Annotated in this window: 22 protein-coding genes; 8 read left to right on the top strand and 14 right to left on the bottom strand. The window is 39.0% G+C overall.

Features of this window, described 5'->3' with window-relative positions; genetic code table 11:
- Positions 1-50 precede the first annotated feature (50 nt).
- From DS885_RS13215 to DS885_RS13200, 4 genes are all read right to left on the bottom strand, one after another.
- Entirely contained in the window at positions 51-1,454 is a 1,404-nt protein-coding gene (locus DS885_RS13215; protein WP_113819898.1) for a glycoside hydrolase family 1 protein, read from the bottom strand.
- Positions 1,455-1,508: 54 nt separating this feature from the next.
- The gene (locus DS885_RS13210; protein ID WP_113819897.1) at positions 1,509-1,814 is read right to left on the bottom strand and encodes a PTS lactose/cellobiose transporter subunit IIA; all 306 of its coding nucleotides are present in this window, start codon (positions 1,812-1,814) and stop codon (positions 1,509-1,511) included.
- A gap of 76 nt (positions 1,815-1,890) precedes the next feature.
- Positions 1,891-3,183, bottom strand: a complete 1,293-nt coding sequence (locus tag DS885_RS13205) for a PTS sugar transporter subunit IIC (RefSeq protein ID WP_113819896.1) — start codon at positions 3,181-3,183, stop codon at positions 1,891-1,893.
- Positions 3,184-3,196: 13 nt separating this feature from the next.
- Complete coding sequence (locus DS885_RS13200; protein WP_113819895.1) at positions 3,197-3,502, bottom strand: PTS sugar transporter subunit IIB; 306 nt, start codon at positions 3,500-3,502, stop codon at positions 3,197-3,199.
- Positions 3,503-4,185: 683 nt separating this feature from the next.
- Here DS885_RS13200 and DS885_RS13195 point away from each other — a divergent pair.
- The 8 genes from DS885_RS13195 (at position 4,186) to DS885_RS13160 (ending at position 14,650) form a co-directional block, all read left to right on the top strand.
- Positions 4,186-5,190, top strand: coding sequence for a sulfotransferase (locus DS885_RS13195; RefSeq protein WP_113819894.1), 1,005 nt, complete (start codon positions 4,186-4,188; stop codon positions 5,188-5,190).
- Positions 5,191-5,454: 264 nt separating this feature from the next.
- A complete protein-coding gene (gene codB / locus DS885_RS13190; protein WP_113819893.1) occupies positions 5,455-6,711 on the top strand; it encodes a cytosine permease in 1,257 nt (418 codons plus the stop codon).
- Between the two features lie 3 nt (positions 6,712-6,714).
- Entirely contained in the window at positions 6,715-7,878 is a 1,164-nt protein-coding gene (locus DS885_RS13185; protein WP_113819892.1) for a PucR family transcriptional regulator, read from the top strand.
- A gap of 27 nt (positions 7,879-7,905) precedes the next feature.
- Positions 7,906-9,153, top strand: coding sequence for a cytosine deaminase (codA, locus tag DS885_RS13180; protein WP_113819891.1), 1,248 nt, complete (start codon positions 7,906-7,908; stop codon positions 9,151-9,153).
- 210 nt (positions 9,154-9,363) lie between these two features.
- The gene (locus tag DS885_RS13175; protein ID WP_113819890.1) at positions 9,364-10,056 is read left to right on the top strand and encodes a response regulator transcription factor; all 693 of its coding nucleotides are present in this window, start codon (positions 9,364-9,366) and stop codon (positions 10,054-10,056) included.
- The gene (locus DS885_RS13170; RefSeq protein ID WP_113819889.1) at positions 10,053-11,390 is read left to right on the top strand and encodes a histidine kinase sensor domain-containing protein; all 1,338 of its coding nucleotides are present in this window, start codon (positions 10,053-10,055) and stop codon (positions 11,388-11,390) included. The genes DS885_RS13175 and DS885_RS13170 overlap by 4 nt, the downstream gene beginning before the upstream one ends.
- A gap of 103 nt (positions 11,391-11,493) precedes the next feature.
- Positions 11,494-13,428, top strand: a complete 1,935-nt coding sequence (locus DS885_RS13165) for a TonB-dependent receptor domain-containing protein (RefSeq protein WP_113819888.1) — start codon at positions 11,494-11,496, stop codon at positions 13,426-13,428.
- A 217-nt stretch (positions 13,429-13,645) separates the two neighbouring features.
- The gene (locus tag DS885_RS13160) at positions 13,646-14,650 is read left to right on the top strand and encodes an alpha/beta hydrolase (protein ID WP_113819887.1); all 1,005 of its coding nucleotides are present in this window, start codon (positions 13,646-13,648) and stop codon (positions 14,648-14,650) included.
- 59 nt (positions 14,651-14,709) lie between these two features.
- Here DS885_RS13160 and DS885_RS13155 read toward each other — a convergent pair whose 3' ends face one another.
- The 10 genes from DS885_RS13155 to DS885_RS13110 all read right to left on the bottom strand — a co-directional run bounded on the left by DS885_RS13155 (position 14,710) and on the right by DS885_RS13110 (position 23,724).
- A complete protein-coding gene (locus DS885_RS13155; protein WP_113819886.1) occupies positions 14,710-15,003 on the bottom strand; it encodes a putative quinol monooxygenase in 294 nt (97 codons plus the stop codon).
- A gap of 251 nt (positions 15,004-15,254) precedes the next feature.
- Positions 15,255-16,604 carry an FAD-binding oxidoreductase gene (locus DS885_RS13150; RefSeq protein ID WP_113819885.1) on the bottom strand — a complete coding sequence of 450 codons (1,350 nt, stop codon included), beginning with the start codon at positions 16,602-16,604 and terminating at the stop codon, positions 15,255-15,257.
- Positions 16,605-16,635: 31 nt separating this feature from the next.
- Positions 16,636-17,442 carry an ABC transporter permease gene (locus DS885_RS13145; protein ID WP_113819884.1) on the bottom strand — a complete coding sequence of 269 codons (807 nt, stop codon included), beginning with the start codon at positions 17,440-17,442 and terminating at the stop codon, positions 16,636-16,638.
- A complete protein-coding gene (locus DS885_RS13140) occupies positions 17,439-18,272 on the bottom strand; it encodes an ABC transporter ATP-binding protein (RefSeq protein WP_113819883.1) in 834 nt (277 codons plus the stop codon). Before DS885_RS13140 ends, DS885_RS13145 begins: the two co-directional genes overlap by 4 nt.
- On the bottom strand, positions 18,269-19,273 hold the full coding sequence (locus DS885_RS13135; protein WP_113819882.1) for an ABC transporter substrate-binding protein: 1,005 nt from the start codon (positions 19,271-19,273) through the stop codon (positions 18,269-18,271). The genes DS885_RS13140 and DS885_RS13135 overlap by 4 nt, the downstream gene beginning before the upstream one ends.
- A 67-nt stretch (positions 19,274-19,340) precedes the next feature.
- Positions 19,341-20,189: a creatininase family protein gene (locus tag DS885_RS13130; RefSeq protein WP_113819881.1), complete on the bottom strand. Its 849-nt coding sequence runs from the start codon at positions 20,187-20,189 to the stop codon at positions 19,341-19,343.
- A gap of 10 nt (positions 20,190-20,199) precedes the next feature.
- On the bottom strand, positions 20,200-20,682 hold the full coding sequence (locus DS885_RS13125; RefSeq protein WP_113819880.1) for a RidA family protein: 483 nt from the start codon (positions 20,680-20,682) through the stop codon (positions 20,200-20,202).
- A complete protein-coding gene (locus DS885_RS13120; RefSeq protein WP_147232359.1) occupies positions 20,679-21,974 on the bottom strand; it encodes an amidohydrolase in 1,296 nt (431 codons plus the stop codon). The genes DS885_RS13125 and DS885_RS13120 overlap by 4 nt, the downstream gene beginning before the upstream one ends.
- 2 nt (positions 21,975-21,976) lie before the next feature.
- Positions 21,977-22,933, bottom strand: coding sequence for a PDR/VanB family oxidoreductase (locus DS885_RS13115; protein ID WP_113819878.1), 957 nt, complete (start codon positions 22,931-22,933; stop codon positions 21,977-21,979).
- 173 nt (positions 22,934-23,106) lie between these two features.
- Positions 23,107-23,724: a TetR family transcriptional regulator C-terminal domain-containing protein gene (locus tag DS885_RS13110; protein WP_113819877.1), complete on the bottom strand. Its 618-nt coding sequence runs from the start codon at positions 23,722-23,724 to the stop codon at positions 23,107-23,109.
- Between the last annotated feature and the right edge of the window lie 314 nt (positions 23,725-24,038).

Raw genomic sequence — 24,038 nt, 5'->3', positions numbered from 1 at the left:
CAGAGGCTATGTATATGAAAGGCACGCCTCTGCTTAATTATCGTTTTTATCTATAATCCATTTTTCGTAATCAGCGATTGATACCAATAAAAACTCTTTTTCTTGCTGCGCTTTAAAGCTTTTAAATCGAATTCATCTCGGTCAACATGAATAAAACCGTAGCGTTTTGAACAGCCTTGATGGGTGCTGATTAAATCAATGGCTGACCAAGGGCTATAACCAAAAACCTCAACCCCATCATTAATCGCTAACTGCATTTGCTCAATATGTTGTTGTAAATAAGCAATACGATAATCGTCATTAATTTCTCCATTTGCTTCTACTTTATCGAAAGCACCTAAACCATTTTCAGTGACGATCAATGGTAATGCGTAACGTTCGTAAATTTCACGCATCGTGGTACGAAAGCCTACAGGGTCGATTTCCCACCCAAACTCATTCTTAACTAAATTTGGATTCTCCACGCCTTTATAAGCGCCAACCTCACCGATCGTAATTTGTTGATCGCCGGTAGAGTTAATGTCACTTTTATCGCCAGCGCTTTGCGCAACGGTTTGCGAGTTATAGAAATTAAACGCAATAAAATCAGGTTTTGCCTTTGCAAGTATCTCCATGTCACCAGCAGCAATAGAGGGCGTTGCGTCACGTTCTTCGAGGAAGTGCCATGCCGTGACGTTGTAACGCCCATACACAGCCATATCTAAATACAACCAGTTACGAAGTGCTGAAAAAGTATTAGCTGCTAATACGTCTTCCGGTTTACATGACGCTGGATAGATGACCGAAATGTTAGGTGCAGGTCCAATTTTGGCTTCAGGTAACAACGTATGACAAAGCGACATCGCTTTAGCTTGAGCCACCAGCATGTGATGATTTTGTTGGTATAGGTCTTTCATCGGGTTATTCGCATCAACATGCTTGGTTCCTAATGCATCACCATGCAAAATCATCATGTTTTGTTCATTAATAGTTAGCCAGTATTTAACGCGATCACCAAAGGCTTCAAACAAGGTTTTACTATAGGTTGTAAAGGCCTCTACCGTCGCTCGGTTTGACCATCCTCCTTTTTCTTGCAACGCATGTGGCAAATCAAAATGATACATAGTGGCAATAGGCTCTATACCTTTAGCGATTAACTCGTCGATCAAGTGATTATAAAACTCAATCCCTTTTAGATTAACTTCTCCCTCACCTGTCGGAAATATTCTCGTCCAAGCGATAGAAAATCGATACGCTTTCAACCCTAACTTTGCAAACAGGGCAATATCTTCTTTATAACGGTGGTAATGATCACTGGCGACTTTAAAGTCAGTTGTCCCTTCCACCACTTTTCCCATATCGATCACGGATGGGCCTTTTCCATCTTCGTCCCATGCGCCTTCGACCTGATAAGCTGAAGTAGAGCCTCCCCAAAAAAAGTCATTTGGAAAACCGTTAGAATATTTATTTTGCATGTTCACTCCTCATTATTTAATGCATTACAATGCTGCTAAGGCCAACATTGGTAATCATTTTAATTTTCGATGAATATCTATAATTTCTTCAATTAACTCTCGTGCTAACATCGCTGTCATAATATGGTCTTGAGCATGTACCATGATTAAATTAACCGGTACTTTACCTTCCCCTTCATCCAAACCAATCAGCTCTGTTTGTACTTTATGTGCGCGCTTTGATGCTTCTGTTGATTCCGCTAGTAAACTATCAACTTCAGCCCATTCGCCTTTTTTCGCTGAGCTCAGCGCCTGCATTGCCAAACTTTTTGCTTCGCCAGCATTGATGATTAACTCCATCACCGTCATTTCTAAATCCATAATAAAACCCCGCGACTTATTGGGCGCTACAGCAAAAGCGCCTAATAAATGTAAAATTGAGATGTACGATTAATACTTATGCGTTGACTTCACTTTCTTTGATTTCTTCAGCCACAAGCTGTTTCTCGTAAATTTTGAAGAATGGGTAGTAAAGGACCATATTGATACCGATAAGAATGAACACCAGTATCGCATTATTGATTTGCCAACCTGCTCCCCATGCTGCACCAATTGGCGCAGGGGCCGTCCAAGGCACTAATGAAATTGATTTACCAATTAAATCCCAACTTGCTGCGCAATAAGCGATAGTCGCATTCACCATAGGAATACATACAAAGGGAATAAACATGGTTGGATTCATGACAAAAGGCGTACCAAATATAATCGGCTCATTAATGTTGAATATAGAAGGCACTAAGCTTAATTTACCAATTGCTTTGAGATGAGCAGATTTACTGCGTAAATACATTAATACCAAAGCAAATGTTGCACCAGACCCTCCCAATGTCACAAAGAAAGACCAAAATGATTCAATAAAGATATGCGGCAACTCTACGCCAGCAGCTAATGCTTCTTGATTCACCCCTAGGTTAGATAGGAAGAAAGGCGCCATAATACCGCCAACAATCGCGGCACCGTGAATACCAGCAAACCAAAGCACGTGTGCGACTAATACCGCTAATAAAATAGCAGGAAGTGTGTCAGACGCTGATATTAAAGGCTGGAATAATGCCATGATTGCGCCTGGGATAATCAAGTTGAATTCATGCTGCACTAATAAATTAATTGGGTAGATAGTTAAAATAATAACGAGTGCAGGAATCAATAAATTAAATGATTCACGAATCTTATCCGGCACCTGTTCTGGCATTTTAAAACCAATATTTTTTCGGTTAAGAAAGTAAGCTAATTCGGTCACTAAAATAGAGATGATAATCGCTGTAAATATCCCTGTTCCTCCTAGATATGAGGCTGGTAGTGCCCCTTCTTCCATCGGTGCAGAAATTAATAAAAACGTCATTAACGCTAACATACCTATGGATAACCCATCTAATTTGTATGTTTTTGCTAAGTTATAGGCGATACAGGTACAGATATAACAAGACATAATACCCATCGTCATATGGAAAGGCGTCATGATCTCGCCGAAGTATTGCTTTGATATCCCTAACCACCATTGGCCAAAGCTAAAAGTGGTTTCCGGAGAAAATGGCGGAAAAGCAAATACAAGGAGAAATGAACCTACAATCATAAAAGGCATCGCACCAATAAACCCGTCACGGATAGCACAAATATGCCTTTGAGCAGCGAACTTACCGGCAATCGGCGTTAACGTATTTTCTAAAAATTCAAAAAATTTGTTAGACATTGTATAGCCCTCTTTAATTAATCATCGCCAATGCGTCAGCTAAGATTTTCTCGCCTTTCATCATGCCGTAATCCATTTGATTGATGACCGCGATCGGCTTACCTGCTTGATCAGCCTTAACCTTAAAATCATTTAATTTATATTTGATTTGAGGACCCAGTAAAAAACAATCGTATTCCGCAAGATGTGAATCAAACTCTTCCAGTCCGACAGCATCAATCTGTACTTGAATACCTTTATTGATAGAAGATTCACGCATCTTTTTAACAACCATGCTGGTTGACATACCAGCAGCACAGCAAAGTAGAATTTTAGTCATAACATTTACCTCTTATTGGGTTGATCAATTAAAAATCCATTGGATCCTTGTGTTCATATCTTAATGTAATACCTTTGTGTAACCGGTTACAGAAAGCGGTTACATTTTTGTGATTAAGTTCTTTTTATTGCTAATTAGGACTATTTTTGTGTGATTTTCAAACGTTTTTCGAGGTGTGTCACAGATAAGACTGGGTCAAGTATGCTTCTTTTAATACAAAACATAACCATAATAAAATACGCTATCACAGGTAATCAGCAGCAAGGTCATAAAATGCAACTAGCAAGCGATAACAGAAGTGATCGCGTGTAAGTTCCACTAGCATTGAGAGGATGGGCCCCTAAAAAGCGAGTGCCATACCACCACAAATCAAGCTAAACAACTAAGGCCTCTAACATGACCGATCATTAAGGTAATGAAACCATAAAGCTTGAAACTCACTGAGCTCGCTCACTCCCTTATTTTTTTAAACACCTAACTGCGATTAATAATGGCTTACCTGTTATTGGTGATGAACGTCATAAATCAGATGCCTAGGACAAACATAAATTTTGATTTTTTATTATTATTTAATTATGCATTTTTAATCGGGTATCATTCAAAGAAACGCAAGTTTATAATCCAGACAATTCAAGGTTTACTCTAGTGTAATCACTTCACTAAAAAAGAGGTTTCATCTTTATATGGAAAGTAAAAAGTCACCATTATTTATTATCGGCATTACTCGCTCAGGGACCACAATATCACATGACATGGTGATGAAAGCATGCCCTGAAGCGGTAGATTTAACCTCAGATGATGATTTTGAATGTCGTAAGTTTTGGCAGGCTTTCGGTTTAACCATAGGTTCACGAAGAACGGGAACTTTATGTGAGTGTGCCACTAAAGAGAATATTGACCCTGCTTCAAAAGAAGCTATTAATAACTATGTTTCTTCTCGCCACGCGAAAGGCGGAATAATCACTAAAAACCCGCATCTATTAAATAAAATTAGTTATGTCGCCAATGTGTTACCTGATGCAAAATTTATCTTAATTGTACGTGACATTATGGGCGTTATTGCCAGTGAAAAAGTAGGCTTTAATGATGCCTATAAAGGAGATGAAGACTCTCCTCCATATGTACACTACTGGCCAGATACTAAGTTACCTTGTTGGAGTTATGTACAATGTGATAATCAACAAGAGCCAGCTGCCAAACCAAGCCTTCTAGTTACCATCAAGGCAATGATTAAACGAGTGATGGTTAATTTAAAAAATAGATCATTTAATGAACCAGGCAAAGCGCTACCTCATCAAAAACTCAGTGATTTTTATCATTCTCACCCCGATAAAACACGGTATTACCCAGGTGAAGGTTTTAAGAGATTACCTGAATCTTGGATAACCCTAAACATTAATGCAATCAACCAGCTTAAAGAGTTAGATAATTCTCGTTGGATGACCATCGCTTATAATCACTTAGTTGATGACACCAAAGGGGTGGTGAGTAAGATGCTAACCTTTGCGGGGTACGATGCCCCAGGATTAGAGAGCTTACCAGAGCAGTTAAATAAATCTTCAGCCGATAAATGGCGCACTAATTTATCTGAACAAGAACAAAATATAGTAAGAGAAACCATTAATAATAATCGCGAAAACTTTACAACCATTTGCGACACAGTTGGTGCGAATATGCTTGTGGATTAACGCCATAAAAAACAACTACAATCCATCTTTAGTACTTCCAATAATGCACAATAACATTGCATTAAGCGCTTGCTTGGTGCAATTGCAGTTGTTGCACCTTTTTATCAATAACATCACAGAAATCAAAAAAGTGCACCTGGTACAATTAAAAGGTTAATTTGTGCACTTTCCGCACAGTTAATTTATTCCAACAATTCCTTTTTTAGATTGGCACAAATGTTGTAAACATCTGAATTAATCTACTTCAACGAAAGGAACAAGACTATGGATAGTAAAAACGACTTCCCACTCAGTGCTGTGCCAGCTGACCAACGCAAAGGATTATGGTCAATGATGTCAGTATTACTTGGTTTCACTTTTTTTACCGCAACAATGTGGGCGGGAGGTAGCCTAGGTACGGCATTTAATTTTAATGAAATTTTAGGCATTGTTTTCATTGGTAATCTTTTATTAGGCAGTTACGCTGCTGGTTTGGCATATGTAGCCTTTAAAACGGGTTTAAATACCGTTTTGTTAGGACGATATAGCTTTGGGCTTCAGGGCAGTAAATTATCTGATTTTGTACTCGGATTTACACAAATTGGTTGGTATGCATGGGGTACAGCAACCATCGCTATTATTTTAGTTAAACTACTGGATTTACCTAGTGCATGGTCAACACCTTTAATGATTCTATTTGGTTTTGGTTTCTGCATTAGTGCATCAATTGGCTATAAGGCACTTGAAATACTATCTAAAATTTCAGTTCCTCTGATGCTATTTCTAATTGGCTTATGCTTCTACAAAGGTTTAATTGACGTAGGTGGGATTGGAGAGTTAGTGGCCAAACAACCCACAGAAAGTATGTCAATAGGCGCTGCAATCACTGTTGTATTTGGTACCTTTGTTAGTGGTGGGACACAAGCCACAAACTGGAGTCGTTTTGCTAAATCAGGAAAGATTGCCATCACTGCTACATTAGCCGCTTTCTTCATTGGTAATGGTTTAATGGTATTTGTTGGTGCATTTGGCGCATTAGTTTACCAACAATCAGATATCGTAGATGTGCTTGTCTCACAAGGTTTCATGATAGCCGCAGTTATTATGTTATTTACTAATATATGGACTACTCAAGATAACACTATTTATAACTTTGCAGCGGCTGGTTGTAATTTATTACGAACAGAGAAGCGTAAACTAATTACCATTGTTGGTGCGGCTATAGGTACAGTGATGGCGATTATGGGAATGTATAATATGCTGATCCCATTCCTTATCTTATTAGGCACCTTTATTCCACCTATCGGCGCTATCATCATGACCGACTTTTGGGTTCGCTTTCGTGGAAATATGCCAGCCCTCTCAGAAATCGACTTACCGCAATATAATATGCAAGGTATCTTTGCCTATATTATTGGTTCAGCTGCAGCTTATTTCTCTCCATGGATTGCACCATTAGTCGGTATCGTTGTTGCTTCATTAGCCTACTGTATTTTATTGTATATAAACTCTACAAAATCAAAAACAGTACAAGGCGCCTAATAGATGATCAAAGTTCAGTCACTTTCACTTATACCAGGACTTGAAGAGATAACGTTACGAGCAGGACAGCAAGGCGCTGAGAATGTCATTCGTTGGCCTTACGTTGCTGAAAATAACGATATCGGAGACTGGATAAGTGGTGGTGAACTGATTTTTGTAACCGGTTTAAACTGGCAATGGCAAACTGAAGACTTTATTAAGTTAATTCACCTTGGTAAACAAAAACAAGCTAGTGGATTAGTCATTTTAACCAATTCACCTTATATAAAAAATATACCAGCACAAGTATTAACAGTCGCAGAAGAAATAGGTTTTCCTATCTTTGAGCAACCGTACTCATTACCTATGGTTAAAGTAACTGAATTGCTATCAAACTCAATCATTAAGTCAGATTTAGCACATCAATCTACCCGCGCTTTAATGGAGCACCTATTAACTAGCTCTAGCCCTGCTGAAATGACGCTCATAAAAGCCGGTGAGTTTGGTATTAATACTACTGGTGCTTTCTCTATTGCAATGGTGGTGCCTAAACGCCTTGAAAAAGGAGATCTCAGCCACTGTCAGTTTTTATTAAATCAATTTTTATCCGACCACCAAAGTGAATTTCCATTATTAGAATACCATCAAGGTTGGTTATTATCATTTCCGTTACAGCTAGACCAGCAAGAGCAAAGCCTCTCGAAGTGGAACACATTATACAAAACGCTTAATCAACACGGGGTCAGTTGTAATATAGGAGTAAGTGAAGGCCAAGGGATACAGCAATTACGCAGAGCAACACAACAAGCAATACAAACAGTGGATTTTGCTCGCTACCAAGAAACTAATCATGTTTTTCATTATCAATATCTAGGCATTCTTCAACTCTTTTCAGGGATAGAAGACTATGCCCAATTAAACCTTTTTTGCCGAAATAATTTAGGCGAACTCTATAATCGTTTTGATAAACAATCAGAACTCTTAAAAAGTACACTCAGTTGCTACTTTAAACACTTAGGATCCGCAAGACAAACAGCCTCTGCACTCAATATTCACCGCAACACGTTAACTCACAGATTAAAACGTATTGAGTTGCTCACCAAGAACAACTTAAGTGACTCACAACAACGTCTATGCTTACAAAATGCCTTAGCAATGGAACGGCTGATTTTGATCAAGCCTAACTAACCTAAATAAAAGAGATTAGGAAACAATATGAAAATAATTAACGCGCGTTTAAGAGGACAACCGGCACTTCATACCATTATTTGTGAAAATGGTTTTTTTTCAGAAATTAAAGCCCAAGATCAGACACTAGATACAGATAATGCAGATATTAATGCCCAAGGTAACCTGTTATGTGCACCCTTCGTTGAGCCTCATATTCACCTAGATGCCGTATTAACTGCTGGTCAACCCAATTGGAATATGAGTGGTACATTATTCGAAGGCATTGAACGTTGGGGTGAGCGTAAATCTATGTTGAGCCATGAAGATGTTCAAACTCGTGTTTTAAAAGCAGTCGAATTATTACTGGCTAATGGCGTGCAATATATTCGTACTCATGTCGATGTAACCGACCCAGATTTAGTGGCTTTAAAAGCTATCCATGATTTACGCGAAAAATTATCACCTTACCTCGAACTCCAAATTGTCGCTTTCCCGCAAGAAGGGATAATGTCTTTTCCAAATGGAAAAGCATTAATGGAAAAATCTATGCAATACGCTGATGTTATTGGTGGAATCCCTCACTTCGAATATACCCGAGAATATGGTGTAGAATCGATGAAATGGGTTATCGAACTTGCAGAAAAACATAATAAATTAGTCGATGTTCACTGTGATGAAATTGATGACGGCGCATCAAGGTTTTTAGAAGTATTAGCAACAGAAGCTCTAGAGAAGGATATTGGTTCACGAGTGACTGCGAGTCATACTACAGCAATGCACTCTTATAATAATGCTTACTGTAGTAAGCTGTTCCGGTTACTTAAAAAGTCCAAAATAAACTTTGTCTCATGCCCTACTGAAAGCCTACACCTTAATGGAAGGTTTGATTCTTATCCCAAAATTCGTGGCATTACCCGTGTTAAGGAAATTCGCGATGCCGGCATGAATATTTGTTTTGCCGAAGATTCAATACAAGATCCTTGGTACACATTAGGTAACGGTAAACTATTACGCGTATTAGATGCAGGGATTCATGCTTGTCATATGATGGGTTATGAAGACTTATCAACTGCCTTAGACCTTATTACCGATAATGGCGCCAAGACACTTAATATCACCGATCGCTATGGTATTGAAGTAGATAAACCGGCTAACTTTATCATTCTTGAAGGTTACGATGACGCCAATGTAATACAACGCCAAGGTGAAGTGCTGTGGTCGATTCGTGAAGGTAAGGTATTGACTTGCCGTCAACCAAGTATTCTCACTCAACAAGTCACGTTCAGTGACTAACTTATTTCATGGAGTATATATCAGTGCATACTCCATTACCTTTATTTGGGTTTCCCTTCAATAAAGTTACCTGCCACCATCAATGATAATGATGTCGTTTTCAATTAAATATGCCCTCACAGCAACACTCTCAAGCCGTGATTTGTTATTCATGACGAAAAACAGTATCATTCTAAATGAGATTAATTATCATCGATGGAGTGATGAACCTTGTTTAAAACAGCTAACGTACTCATCATTGAAGATGACCAGTTATTAAATGATCAGGTTAGCGAAATACTAATCAATAATAACTTTTTAGTGGAACAATGTTTTGATGGAGAAGCAGGACTAGAAAAAGCAATTAACAACAAATACGACCTCATCTTACTCGATGTTTTATTACCCAAACTTGATGGTTTTTCTGTCTTAAAGCGTTTACGCTCGTGTCGTGATACTCCTGTCATAATGATAACTGCTTGCGGTGCGGAAGAAGAGCGTATTAAAGGCTTCAGTCGTGGTGCAGATGATTACCTGCCAAAACCATTTAATATTGAAGAGTTAATGTTACGTATTAATGCCTTATTAAGGCGTACGATGAATAACAAGAAAAATAGCATTAACAGAGCAGAATTAAATATTGGTTTATTTTCTTTGAATAAACATTTATTACAAGCCAGTTATAACAAGAAACCGCTCACATTGACTAATATTGAATTTAATTTACTTTGGGTTTTATTAGAAAATAAAAATGAAATACTTAGTAAACCTTACCTTTATCAAATCGTATTAGAGCGTGAATTTAGTGCTTATGATCGTAGTCTCGATATGCATATAAGCCGTATTCGTCGAAAATTAATAGGCACAGGTATGTTCTCTGATGGTCTAAAAACCGTACACGGAAAAGGCTATCGCTTATCATGAAGAATACTCTATTTTGGCGTTTATTAGCTTCTATATTTTTTGTTACTGTGGGGCTGTTTGCATTTATTAATTACCTTACAGACAAAACACAGCTAGAAATGAGTTTTATTAAAACAGAAGACCAACAACAATTAATAAACTATGCCAAACAAGCAGAAAAACTATATTTACAAGGTGATCAACAGGCTTTACAAGATTGGATAACCTCTCTACAACAAACAGAAAAAACATGGGTTGCTATTATAACCTCACAATTGACACCTGAATTCGGCAGTTATGTAGATAAAAAGTTTAATGAAGAATTTAGATTAGGTCGTGGTGTTGACTGGAAAGTGCACCTTTATTTTGATCAAAACCCAGTAATCGAATTACCATTCTTAGATAAGCGAACACATTTTTTAATACGCCTACCAGAGCGAATGAGGCCAGGTACTTACCTAAAACAAATACACCTATTTCAACAAGTCGCGCTGCCTTTATTGCCTTTATTATTACTGACGTCATTACTCTATCGGTACCTAATGTCGCCATTGCAACGCTTAAGAGTCGCGACCAAAAAATTTAGTAAAGGCAACTTTAATGTTCGAGTCAGACCTAACTTAGGCAAGCGTAATGATGAACTGACAGACTTGGCCGATGCTTTTGATCAAATGGCAGAAAATACCGGTGCGCTTATTATTCAACAAAGACAGCTCATCGCTGATTTATCACATGAATTAAGGACACCTATCACGCGCATGGAACTAGTGATAGGTAGTGCTAAACAAGGTATATCACAATTAGACCTATTACCTCGATTAGAAAAAGAAACATCAGAAATTCGCTCTTTAATAGAGGATACCTTAACACTCGCTTGGCTTGAAAATGAAAAACCCATTTTAACAGGGGAACCTTTCGACCTAATTGAATTATTGGAGGTCATTGTTGAAGATGCTAAATTTGAATTTCCTAATGCAAAGATAACATTAACATCTCCGCAGTGTTTACAACTTATTAAATGCAGTCAACGTTCACTTAGCCAAGCACTGGAAAACTTGATTCGCAACGCCTTAAAATACAGCCCAAACAATAAAGCAGTGGTAGTTACTGTCACAGAGCACCATAAAAATGTTGCCATCTCGATTAGTGACCAAGGAAATGGCGTACCAGATCACCTTATAGAAAGTATATTTCAGCCCTTCTTTCGAGTGGATCAGTCTCGAGATAAAAATACTGATGGGGTTGGTTTAGGATTAGCATTAGCAAGACGTCATATTGAGGCTAATTCAGGAAAATTAAATGCACAAAACTTGTACCCTGGACTACAAATGCAAATAGACATTCCACTTAGTTGATATTAAATATCATTTGTAATATTTGTAACAATGCTTTTTAAACGAGTCTAAATCTTTATAATTTCATTTAGTAATAATTATCATTATTAAATGGAGTTTTTAAATGAATAAGAATATAAAGCTAAAACATAGTGTTCTAGCACTAGCTGTTACATCTGCGCTTATTAGTCCAAAATTAAGCGCAGACCAACAGTTTGACACGATCACAGTAACAGGTGAACGCATCTCCTTATCTGAAACCAATATCAACCAAGAACATTTAGAAAAGTCTCAAGCCTCTGACCTTAAAGATGTCTTGAAAAATGAGGCTGATATTTCGGTAGGTGGTACCTCAACAGTATCGCAAAAAGTATATGTACGTGATCTAGAGAGTAATATGCTCAACGTCACCATAGATGGTGCGAAACAATCTGCCAGTACATTTCACCACCAAGGCAGTATCTCTATTGAACCCGAATTACTTAAACAAGTTGAAGTACAAGCAGGAGCTGGTGATGCGCTAAGTGGTGCTGGTGCACTAGGCGGTGCAATTAACTTTACAACAAAAGATCCTGAAGACTTATTAAAAGAAGATGAGCGTTTTGGTGCGTTAATCAAAGGCAGTTATAACACCAATGCTAGTGCATATAAAACCAGCCTTAGTTTATATGGAAAAATAAATAATCATTGGAGTGCAATGGCCACTGTGGTTCAAACTGAATCTGATAATTATGAAGATGGCAATGGAAACGAAATTGCATATACAGAATATGAACAACAAAATGGGTTAGTGAAGGTTGTTGGTCGATTTGACAATAATCAACGGGTGGGTATCAGCTTCGATCATCGCATTGATGATGGTGAAAAATTGCTTAGACCGAACTGGGCTTTAGCAGGTAACAACCCTAGTGTAGAAATGGAAGCTCACCGTACAACGAGTAAGCTAGAGTACTCAATCGCTCCTGAAAACAATCAATGGCTAGCGTTAGACACAAATGCTTATTATACAGAAAACAATATTACTCGTGTAGACGATGACGCAGAGGGTAAAATTAGCACTTATGGTGTTGATATACGTAACTCCAATCACTTCTCAGACGGTTCAATTACTTATGGATTAGATTACCGTCGTGATAAATCATCTTATCAATCCACCAGCGAAGATGCACGTGACGAAAAAGGCGATGTTTATGGTATCTACTTGCAAGCAGAGTTTCAGCTAGCACAAGCATTATTGTTAAACTTAGGAAGTCGCTACGATATTTATAAAACAACCGATGCAGACCAACAAAAGTTTGAAAGCAAAGGTTTTAGCCCTAATGTCAGTGTATTGTTTTCTCCAAATGATGACCTGCAATTAGAGCTTGGCTTTGCACAGGCGATGCGTGGTGTTGAAGTGAGAGAAAGTTACCTCATCTATACAGGTGGTTATACTAATGCCGCTGATTTGAAAGAAGAGAGGGCTGAAAACCTAAGTTTCTCCATTGATTATAATCTCGCAGGGGTAGCGCTATCTGCTAATGTCTATTACGCCACCATTGATGATGTTATTACCTACGGCGAATGGGGAGAAACTAACTATACAGAATTTAATAATGACGGAGAATTAGTCAATAAAGGGGTTACACTGGGTGTAAGTTATAATTGGTCTGCATTACAGGCTAGTGTGGCGTACAACCACAGTGTCTCAGAGTTAAACGGTGAACCCATAGGCGGTTATTATGATACTGACCTTGGTATCTCCACTGGTGATCATGTCAACACTAGCATCAGTTACCAATTTTCAGATTCGTTAGAGTTTGGTTGGTCAGGACAGTTTGTTGCACGCCTTACTGATACACATGACGATGTATTAGAAAAAGCAGGTTACGGTGTTCACGATCTTTATGGGCAGTGGCAACCACTGAAAAACGACTCATTAAAGCTAACATTAACGGTTAGTAACCTATTTGATAAGCAATACCGAGATCAATCAACTTTTGGTCCGACCATCTATGGTGCATCTGGCGATATGGCACCTGGTCGAGACATGAGGATTGGTCTTGCTTGGGCACTGTAAGTTAACGCCTTTCCACACTGACATACAGAATATATCAGTGTGGAAGTATATTTATTTCTTTAATGAAACTTACCACACAGAAGTAAGTGCTTGTGATTAGTAAAATGGAACAAGTCATTGGATGAATTAGCATGGCTTGGTTCAAGAGTCACAACGCACTTTTTTTGGCAGTAAACATACCACCTCAGGGCATATATACTGGCTGTAAGGATGAAAAATGAAACTGATAAAAGTATTGCTCACACTGTTTAGCACATCTGTTCTCTTTTCTCATGCTCAACAATCTTCTCATGGCCTACCACATCATAAAGAGCAAGCTTTCTTCTCACTCACTGAACTTCAAGCCGCCGATAAACAAGCTACCGCGGATTTACAATATATAGCAGCCAGTGATCAAACCCTACTCGCTTACCGCGCCTACCTTCCTATGAGCCCACATGCGGTGCTTATCTTTTACCATGGGGCGGGCGCGCACAGTGGCTTAAGTTACTCTCACATAGGCGTCACACTACGTGATAAGTTTAATATTGCTGTTTATACACCAGATTTAAGAGGTCACGGTTATTCACAAGGAACCCGTGGAGATACACCTAATGAACAGCAAGTATGGCAAGACATTAATACTTTGATCAGTCTAGCCCAACAGCAATTTCCTAACAGCCCTATTTTTTTAGGTGGGCATTCTGCCGGTGCGGGTTTATTACTTAATTATGCAGAATGGGCTACCCAACAAACAGCCCCTTTAGCAATAGCCGGCTATACTTTTATCGCGCCCTACTTTGGATATCGATCTGATACTAATTACCAAGAAGATCAACAGGCTTTTCAATTTGCACAGGTAAAAGTTAGTAAGTTTATAGCGAATAGTGTCAGTGGAGGTTTATTATTTGGTCACTCAAAGGCAGTCACGTTTAATTACCCAAATACAGTGTTAACTGATAATCCGAAAATAGTCCCTTTCAATACTGTCAACATGTCTAAAGCAATCACCCCTTCTCAGCCCAATAAGCAATTAATTCACGCCAGCCCCTTTGGTTTATGGATAGGCAGCCAAGATGAAGCATTTGACCCAATAAAAGTCACCGAGTTTGCAAAGCTATATGCTAAGCAGTCACAACAAAATACAATCGAAATAATGCAACAAGCAAATCACTTTTCGATTATTTTAGAAGCTGCCGAACAGATTGGTCCGTGGATATATAAAATAATCAAAACACATTAAATGTGTAATATAAAGCCTCATAATATGAGGCTTTAATAGTTTGATAATTACTAATAAAATTAAGCAGTTAAAAAATTCATTTCACTAACCGAAAAACGCTCAACTTTACCTTCCGTTGCCTGCACATAATCAGAGAGGTGAGCAGCAGCACCATGTTGCGACCATAACTCTCGACTTGCCCACTTTTCAAACATCATGAAATGGGTAGGTTTTTCTTTATCTTGATGTAAATCGTAGTTAATACACCCCGCTTCTTTTTTGGTGATTTCAACTAACTTTAATAGCTCAGACGTAACAAATGCTAGGTGCTCAGGTTTTACAACAATATTCGCAATAATAGTTAATTCAGACATGGTATCTTCCTAATAAGAGAGGGTAAATTATTTAATGCAGTAATAGTAATCGTCAATAAATAAAAGATAAACACACGCTTTATTGAAAGATTATCAATTTTAAATAGACAATCCTTCACTTAGCATATTGGATACAGTGTCTAAATAGTCAGAATATTCGCCAACAATAAACCTATTTCGCTCAGCGCTTCGATATGGCCCCCCAACCAAAACAGCCTATAAATAGATTGGCTTTATGCACTAACAACCTATTAAAGACTTCTTAACTTACCTACATTAAGCAGATTTAATGGGTCATTCTTACGCTTACTATCTAAAATAGAATGGCTAAAACAACCTTTATGCTTACCATCTTCAAGTGTATAGACATGCGGGTCATTAATGCTCACCCCAAATTGTGTATGTATATCCACAATGTTTTGTAATTGCTCTGCACTCTTGAAATGAATAAGCGGTAACCCAACAATGGCCAATTCACTTTCAGCCATTCTGATCACTTCGAGATGTACCTGAACTTGACCATGACTGTTTTTTTCAATTTGCATTAATTGTTCAATAACATTATCAACATCATAATTAGTTTGTAGGTAAGTGAGGGCTTTATTATTTTTTAATGCATGTAAAGTTGAATGATTCCAGCAGCACTCTACTAATGTTGTCTTACTTTGCTGTGCTTCAGCAAAGGTTTGGCTCCATTCGATCTTACCCTGTGCCCTTTCCATTAATTTCAGCATAGGTTGTTTTGCATTCGATGCAATCACCGCTATAACAACATAGTCAGAGGCCGCTAAATCTTGTGGTGTTTGCTCAAAATGACTCGCACTATATGCATCAAAAACAGCAATATTACGTTTATCTATCCCCGTACTATTAGCAACTTGCTTTGAAAACTGAATCGCCTGATTAAGCTGTTTGAAAGAGAGTAAATACTCATCCCATACTCTTGCAGGCGCTAACGCTAATTCGATATCTAAAATCACACCATTGGTGCCATAAGTGTGATGGAAACTCACTAAATCATCTCCGCTCACCTCAAACACTTCCGGCGTTTCAGAAATGGTCATCACTCTGACAGATAAAATAGTTCCTTCAGTAGCAACCGGCCCATAGTTTATCGAACCAACGCCTCCAAAACCGCCAGAGAATAGCCCACCTATCGACGCCATTTTATAGGTAGAAGGCATACAACGAAGCTCCCAGCCTTGTTCTCTTGCAGCTTCTTCTATTACCCCTAACTTGATACCAGATTGTACAGAAATAATGCCATCATCCGGCGATAACCAATTTATCTGGTTATAATGAGAAGTATCAATCGTCACTCCCCCCTGTAAAGGCACTGACTGACCATAATTCCCTGTCCCACCACCTCTTACCGTCATAGGTAATTTCAGTGCGGCACATTGAGCAACAACCTCTTTTAATTCTTTCTCATTTTTAGGACGAACCACTATATCGGATTTTTTGGTGCTTAATTGTGCAAACAAGATAGGGCTAAACCAATGAAAATCCTTTGATAACCGCTTTACTTGAATCGGCGATGTTACCCAATCTAATAAAGGTAACCTTGTTTGTAATGTTTGAGTTGCTTCACTTACTGCCATAATTTTTCCTTACTACTGACTAAATTTTTCACTACACTTCGCTTTCATGCCAATGCCCTATCACTAACTTAGATATCATGGACATCGCGGCAAACAGCACCACACCGGTTAGAGATATCAAGGTAAGTGCGGCAAACATACGAGGAATATTCAACTGATAACCTGATTGCAAAATTTGATATGCTAAACCTGTGTTTGCGCCACCAGTACCTGCCACAAACTCAGCCACAACGGCACCCACTAATGACAAACCGCTGGCGATTTGTAATGCAGCAAAGAAATAAGGCATTGCAGAGGGAACACGTAAGCGAAAAAGGATTTGCAAACGACTTGCACGGCGTAACTTAAAATAAGCCAATAAATTAGGAGAAACACTACGTAAACCAAGCGTGGTATTAGAGATAATTGGAAACAATGCAACCAATGTAGAGCACACCACTAAAGCTAACGTTGTATTTTGAATCCAAATAATAATTAACGGTGCAATCGCAACAATAGGTGTAACTTGTAAAAGCACAGCATAAGGAAATAAGGCGGTTTCAATGCTTCTATTCTGAACAAATACAAAAGCCACACACACACCAACAACAATCGCCAATAAAAAAGAGAACAAGGTGACTTTTAAAGTATAAAGTAATGCAGGCCCTAATAACCCCCAATCGGCATATAAGGTTTTAGCCGTGACAAAAGGAGAAGGAAAAATATACTCAGGTATATCCGCAGTGACCACAATAAATTGCCAAATAAAGAGAATTAACATAGCAATCAAGCTAGGAATAATGACCTTTTTATATTTTGGGTTCGCTAATAAAGGCTGCTTTTCTGTTTTACTATTCATGAGCTAATCTCCTCAACAGATGCATTTTCTAAATACTGATGTAATTCCATCGCGTATTGAGAAAACTTAGGTTGTAAACGGAACTGTTGAGTACGGGGGAAAGGTTCATCAATTTCAATATTGGCAATCACCCTTCCTGGACGTGCGGCCATCACTATCACTCTTTGGGATAGGAATACTGCTTCATGGATGGAATGCGTAACAAAAATAACCGTTAAACCGTTTTCCTGCCAAAGTTGTAACAAATCACTATCCAGCTTAAAGCGAGTGATTTCATCCAATGCGCCAAAGGGTTCATCCATGAGTAACAGGTCAGGTTTAATGACCAATCCACGTGCAATAGAAACGCGCATTTGCATGCCACCTGATAACTCTTTCGGTAGTGAATCGGCAAACTTTTCAAGTCCCACTAACTTTAACACTTGGTCAACTCGTTGCTGCGCTTCTTTACCTTTAATGCCCTCTAGCTCCAAGGCTAAGCTGATATTTTTACGCACTGAATGCCAAACCATTAAAGAAGCTTCTTGGAATACAAAAGATAAAGTTCGCTTACCGTCCTGCAGTTTATCTACTGGTTTTCGCCATAACAATAAACGACCATCGGACGGGGATTCCAACCCAGCAACCATTTTTAATAAGGTACTTTTACCGCAACCCGATGGTCCCAATAAGGTTACAAACTCTCCCTGTTTAATTTTTAAATCAACAGGCAATAGAGCTTGAGTACCATTGGGATAAGTTTTCTCCGTGGACAGTAATTCAACTGCCGTCGGTGCATCAAGGGTTGATACAGGCTCAGTATCAACCACTTTTAGGTTCGATTGGCTCATAGAGTCACCTTAATCTTATCGATAAATTGCGTGGTATAAATACTCTCTAAACTCACTTCCGATGCGTTAAATAAGCCATTATCAACACCCATCTGCCATGTTTTACCCATTCTCTCATCAGTGATAATACCGATGCCTTTTGTCTTTGCATCTCCACCACTCACGATGCCTGAACTGTTTAACTCTTTCACTGAATAGCTAAGCTGCTCTGCGCTCATGTTAGGGTTGTTTTTAACAATTAATTTATTGCCTTCGATTGGATCCGTTAGGTATTGCTTCCAACCTTCCATCGTTGCAGCTAAGAATGCAGTGATTTGTTCACCATTATTAGCAATAGCATCATTACGACAAGCGATCGAATTACCATATGGCGGAAAACCATCTTGACCAATCATAAATACTTTATGGTCAGCACCTGCTTGCGTCATGGCAAACGGTTCAGAGGTTAAAAAACCTTGCTGAGCAATCTTGTTATCCAACACAAAAGGTTGAATATTAAAGGTATAAGGACGAGTCATGGCATCCGTGAAACCATATTGTTTTTTAGCCCAAGGCCACCAGCTGGCATAAGCACTACTAGAAATTAAGATGGTGTTATCTTTTAAATCAGATAGTTGTTCGATATTGCTATGGGTAATGATCACAGTAGGATCAAATTGGAAGCTAGTCGCTACTATTTTAATCGGTACACCTTTTTTCACTGCGTTGATCGCCCCGATATCATCCACTAAGGCACATTGAGCTCGCCCTGCGGCCAGTAACTGCACGGTATTAACCTGTGGTCCACCCATTTTTATGCTGACATCTAATCCATTATCTTTATATAAATCAGCCCCTAAAGCTTGATAGAAACCGCCGTGTTCCGCCTGTGCGTACCAATTGGTGACAAAGTTAAATGGAGTTTGATCAGCCGTTGCATTGGTTGATAAAGCCATTGACGCGGCTAACGCAGTGAGTCCAATAACTCGATTACGTACTGACTGTTGCTTACTTTGGTTCATATCGTTCCCTCTTTATTGACTAAAATAATGTTTAAGTAATATTTGAATAGCCGGTTCTCAATGAAAGCTATTTTTGACTATGGACATAACCGTTGAATTGGCTTTTACCCCAAGATTGATACTCTCGTTTTACCCATTGCGCATTATGGATTTCAGTTATCGCTGTCGCCCATTGCGTTGCTAGATCACTTAATAACTGTTCACCTTGTGCTAAAGTTGCGGCACTCGGGTCACCAATGACACCAGATGGCCCAAAATCGATACTTGCCCAGGCTGCAGCCGGACGGCCACTGGTTAATGTTGGGCAGGGAAAAGGTTCAGGGTAATGTGCTTCAGTGCGATCCATATGCACTGAATCAGGTAATAGCGCCATCATGATTGATGTTTCACCGTGTCCGGCATGCATTGATAATTGCTTCTCTTTCTCAGAAATAAAGTCATCGTTATGCGGTAAACTCCACACGTCACGCGCAATCACCATAAAGTCTCCATGACGTAAACGTAGTTCGCGTGCCGCCATCTCTAAGGGCTGTGGTTGACCACCATGAGCATTAACCATCAACAACTTTCTAAACCCTGAGCGATATAATGACTCCCCCAGTTCCTGAATCGTATGTAGCAGCAACTCTCCGGTCAGCGTTAGGGTGCCAGGAAAGTGCAAATGTTCATCGGACTTACCATAACTAATAGCAGGAATACCGTAAGCAGAAATATCGTCGGGCAATAAAGCTAAGGCATGACCAACAACACCCGCTGAAACAGTGGCATCAACCGAGCAAGGAAGGTGAGGACCATGTTGTTCTATTGCCCCAACTGGCAATACGATAACCACATTGTCTTTGTCTTCCATTTGATCAATTTCAGGCCATGTCAGGTAAGGAAGAAAACGTTCTGATGGCGTATAAGCATGTAGCATAATAATCTCTCTATAATGATGTTAAAGGTAAGTAAGCAGTTGCTTCCACTTCAATTAAAATATCTTCACTTGGTAGCATGGCACTCACTTCCACTATGGTTGAGATAGGTGGCTGATCAGGGAAAAATTGATCTCTGACCTGACTAAAAAGTGGAAAATGATCCAGGTTTTTAAAATATTGAACGAGCTTAAATACATCGCTCATTTGCCCACCCTGTTGTTCAATGTGTTGGCGAATGCTATCTAGCACATACCAGCTTTGAGACAAGATAGCCTGCTGTTTAAAGTCAGCTGAGAACTGCCCAGTACGACCTATTGCATTGGCTGCTTCCACTGGAATATCATCAAACCCTTGCACTATTATTCTTTTCTTCGGATCAACGGCGATCACTCCAGAGAAAAAGATAAAATCACCTACACGTTTAGTTGCTGCATAGCGCGCTAATGGCGCACCTTTCCCGGTGCTTTGTTGATCTACTATAGGTTGTTTCATGAGATATCCTTATGGTCATTAAAAAGTGGAACCACAGCTTGTTTATTTGGTTTGATCACATAACCACCGCGAATAAGTAAACGCTCTTCACCACTTGGCCAGCTCCAAACATCTTTATTATCAAACACCACAAAATCAGCACTTTTACCTATTAAGTTAAAGGCGTTAAGTTCGCTAGATAAGTAGTTAGCATTACAAATAGACTGAGACCAACGGTCAAACACATGGCTTAATTGCGCGCCATAAGTTGCTAAACGCAATGCTTCAATCGGGTCATATTCTCCAAAACTACAAAAGGCATCTTGTACATTATCTGTGGCTATCATGGTTGGAATATCTCGACTTTTTGCTTCCTTAAGGAGCGTTAAACCAAGTAATTTAGGGGTACGATCAACTTCTGCGTCCTGCAGCAATAGATTGGTTGTTGGTAAAGAGATCAAGGTAATAGGTTGTTGCTGAATACGATCTAATAATGAGGTTGCTAATGAGGTTTCACATGAACTCAGTGCGCAGACATGCCCACACACGATACGTCCACGGAAAGAAACTGTTTCTAAACAATCCAATAAGCAAATTAGCCCCTGAGGCTGGTCAGCAAGCTCTTCATCAATATGTAAATCTAAATCTATATGTAACTTTGCAGCTTGTTTAATTAAATATTCAAAGGCATCTGCATCAAAGTTAACGCTATGTATAAAACAGCCCATAATGCCATTACCTGTAGCGCTTACTTGCTGAAGTATAGTGTCAGTATTGTTGCTATCAGCGAGCAGTGTTAAGGGAACTAATGCAACCTGCTCAAGGTGAATTTTATGTTGCCAACTTTTCGCTAATGCTTGCAATACATGCCAAGCCGCAGGTGCTTGCTCATTATCCCAATCAACATGTGTGCGCAGGTACGCTACCCCATTTGCATAGGCTTGTTGCAATGCCTGCTCAACACGTTGCCATAGATCATCATGACTCCATTTAGATTTATCTTGCTGCATTGCTTCAATAGCACCTAATAAACCCGGGGTGACATCACCTATACGATGACGGGTAAAAGTTTTATCGAGATGAGCATGCGCCTCTACTAAACTTGGCAAGCATAAAGCGCCATCAATATTGATAGACTCAATCACATCACTTGGCAGTATTGGCGTTAGTTTAGCAACAGCTCCAGCACTCACTTCAACATGAGCGAGCTGCGGTAACCCATTTAACAATGGCCAATCTGTTGGTAATAGCCATTCAGGTAAACGTAAATTAGTTAACCATTGAGGCACAGGCGTTGTTATAGAAGAAGACATCATTACAGCTCCAAGGTTAGGCTTTGAGAGTGGCAACCCCCACAGCATAAGGCGATATACTCATCTCGTTCGGTATCTTCTAAGCATTGATCTCGGTGAATAGGCTCCCCATCACTCCACTCTACTAAGCAACTTCCACAAATACCCTGCTCACATACGGTATCCACTTTTATTCCAGCTTTATGTAATGCATCAACCATGCTTTCTCCCGTAACAACAGAAATACGCTGTTCACTTTGACGTAGATATAATTCAAAACTATCGCTATCAGCAGGCGTGCTAATCGGTGTAAATCGCTCTTCATGCCACTGTTCAAGTGGTAATGGATCATGAGATGAAACTACACACTGATCTTTTACTAATTCAATAAATCCATTTGGACCACAACAATACACATCAACCTTTTTCGGCAAATTAGCTAACAAAGCAGCAAAATTAAATTCAGCTCGGCCAGATAGGCACAGTTGAACAGACCAAGGTTGAGACGATAACTGTGCTGAAAAAGGCAAATTAGCTTCTCCACTGGCACAAGCAACCAAGGTAAAGGCTTTATGCTGAGCAGTTAAAGTATGTGCCATCGCGAGCATAGGGGTTAAGCCAATACCAGCTCCGATTAATAGATGGTGTTCCGCCGTTTCTGATAATGGGAAATAATTATTAAGCGAGCTAATAGTAAAAACAGAGCCAATTTCAGCTAGTTGATGAAATGCTTTCGAACCACCACGTCCATGATCTTCTCTTTTAACCGCAATATCGTAATACGCTGCTGCATCACTTGGGTCACTGCATAAAGAGTAGGCGCGAGTGAAATCATCGTTTATAACAACTTCAATGTGTGCGCCAGCTGAAAAGCTTGGTAAAGCATCTCCGTGAAGTGACACAAAGCGATAACGGCATATTGAGCCTGTTAATACTTCCACTTCTGATATGCGCACTTGTATCTTTTTATCTTCAGTCATACACCAACCAATTAATTTGTCCGATTGGACAAATTAATTGCATGTTTAATGCCAACAATTGAATAACAGTGTATTAACAATAAAATAATGAAGGAAATAAACAGACAAACAGCAGCAAGTCTTGGCTTAACAAATAAGCCAATAAAAAGGGATTTTAATATCGAAAAATAATGTTATGGAGGTGTTAAACCGCAGCCTAATAAAATGAGATCATTAAGCTCTTTTCTTACTTTTTCTTGTAACACAGGATCCTCTAAAGATCCCTCTAGTATCACTTCAGCTTGTAGCGCATAATCAGCGTAGTACTGGGTTAATGCCCATATATTCATCATTAACAGGCGACCATCTAAAGCGCGAATTTTTTCCTCTTTAATCCAACCATTAATCACTTCTATATTACTCGACATACGAACCATGGCATCGGGCCAAAATTGCGACAAACTTTTACCACCACTAATAATTTCAACAGTAAAAATACGAGATAATTCTTTATTCTGAAGAGCAAAATTAAGCTTCAAATCAATGTAATGAGAAATGATATCTGCAGGCGATGACGATTTTTGGCTATCAAACTCAAATATCTCTCCCCAAGCTTCAAATAAAGTCCCTAACACTCGTTGATAAAGCGCTTCTTTACTACCGATATAATAATGTAATTGTGACTTAGCAAGCCCCGCACGACGGGCTATAGCCTGAGTTGATGCGCCAATATAGCCATGTTGACTAAACTCAGTTATCGCCGCATTAAGGATATTTTTATTTATCTCTAAGCGATTTATTTTGCTCTGCATAATGACTCTCTCAATAAAAATGCATGCACTAAAAAAGTACATAAAAATAAATTTTGCACCATAACAAAACGTACTATTTCCGTTATTTTGATAAGGGTTATACCGATTGCATTAAATAAGTGTTCTAAATTTTTCGAAAGAAAATGACTTAGTTCAAGGCGTAATTTAAGCCTTTCGACGATTAACTTCGTTAATAGTCTATCGGAGAATTAACCAAAAGATGTTAATTCTTTAATAGTTATTCTATTTGCAAAAATTACAACAAAGAAATAAGTTCTTTTAACAAGTAAAATAGATCTGTTACTTAGTGTGAT

This window comes from Psychromonas sp. B3M02, from assembly GCF_003318165.1.
Taxonomy (GTDB): domain Bacteria; phylum Pseudomonadota; class Gammaproteobacteria; order Enterobacterales; family Psychromonadaceae; genus Psychromonas.
This window is presented reverse-complemented; position numbering and strand designations above follow the sequence as displayed.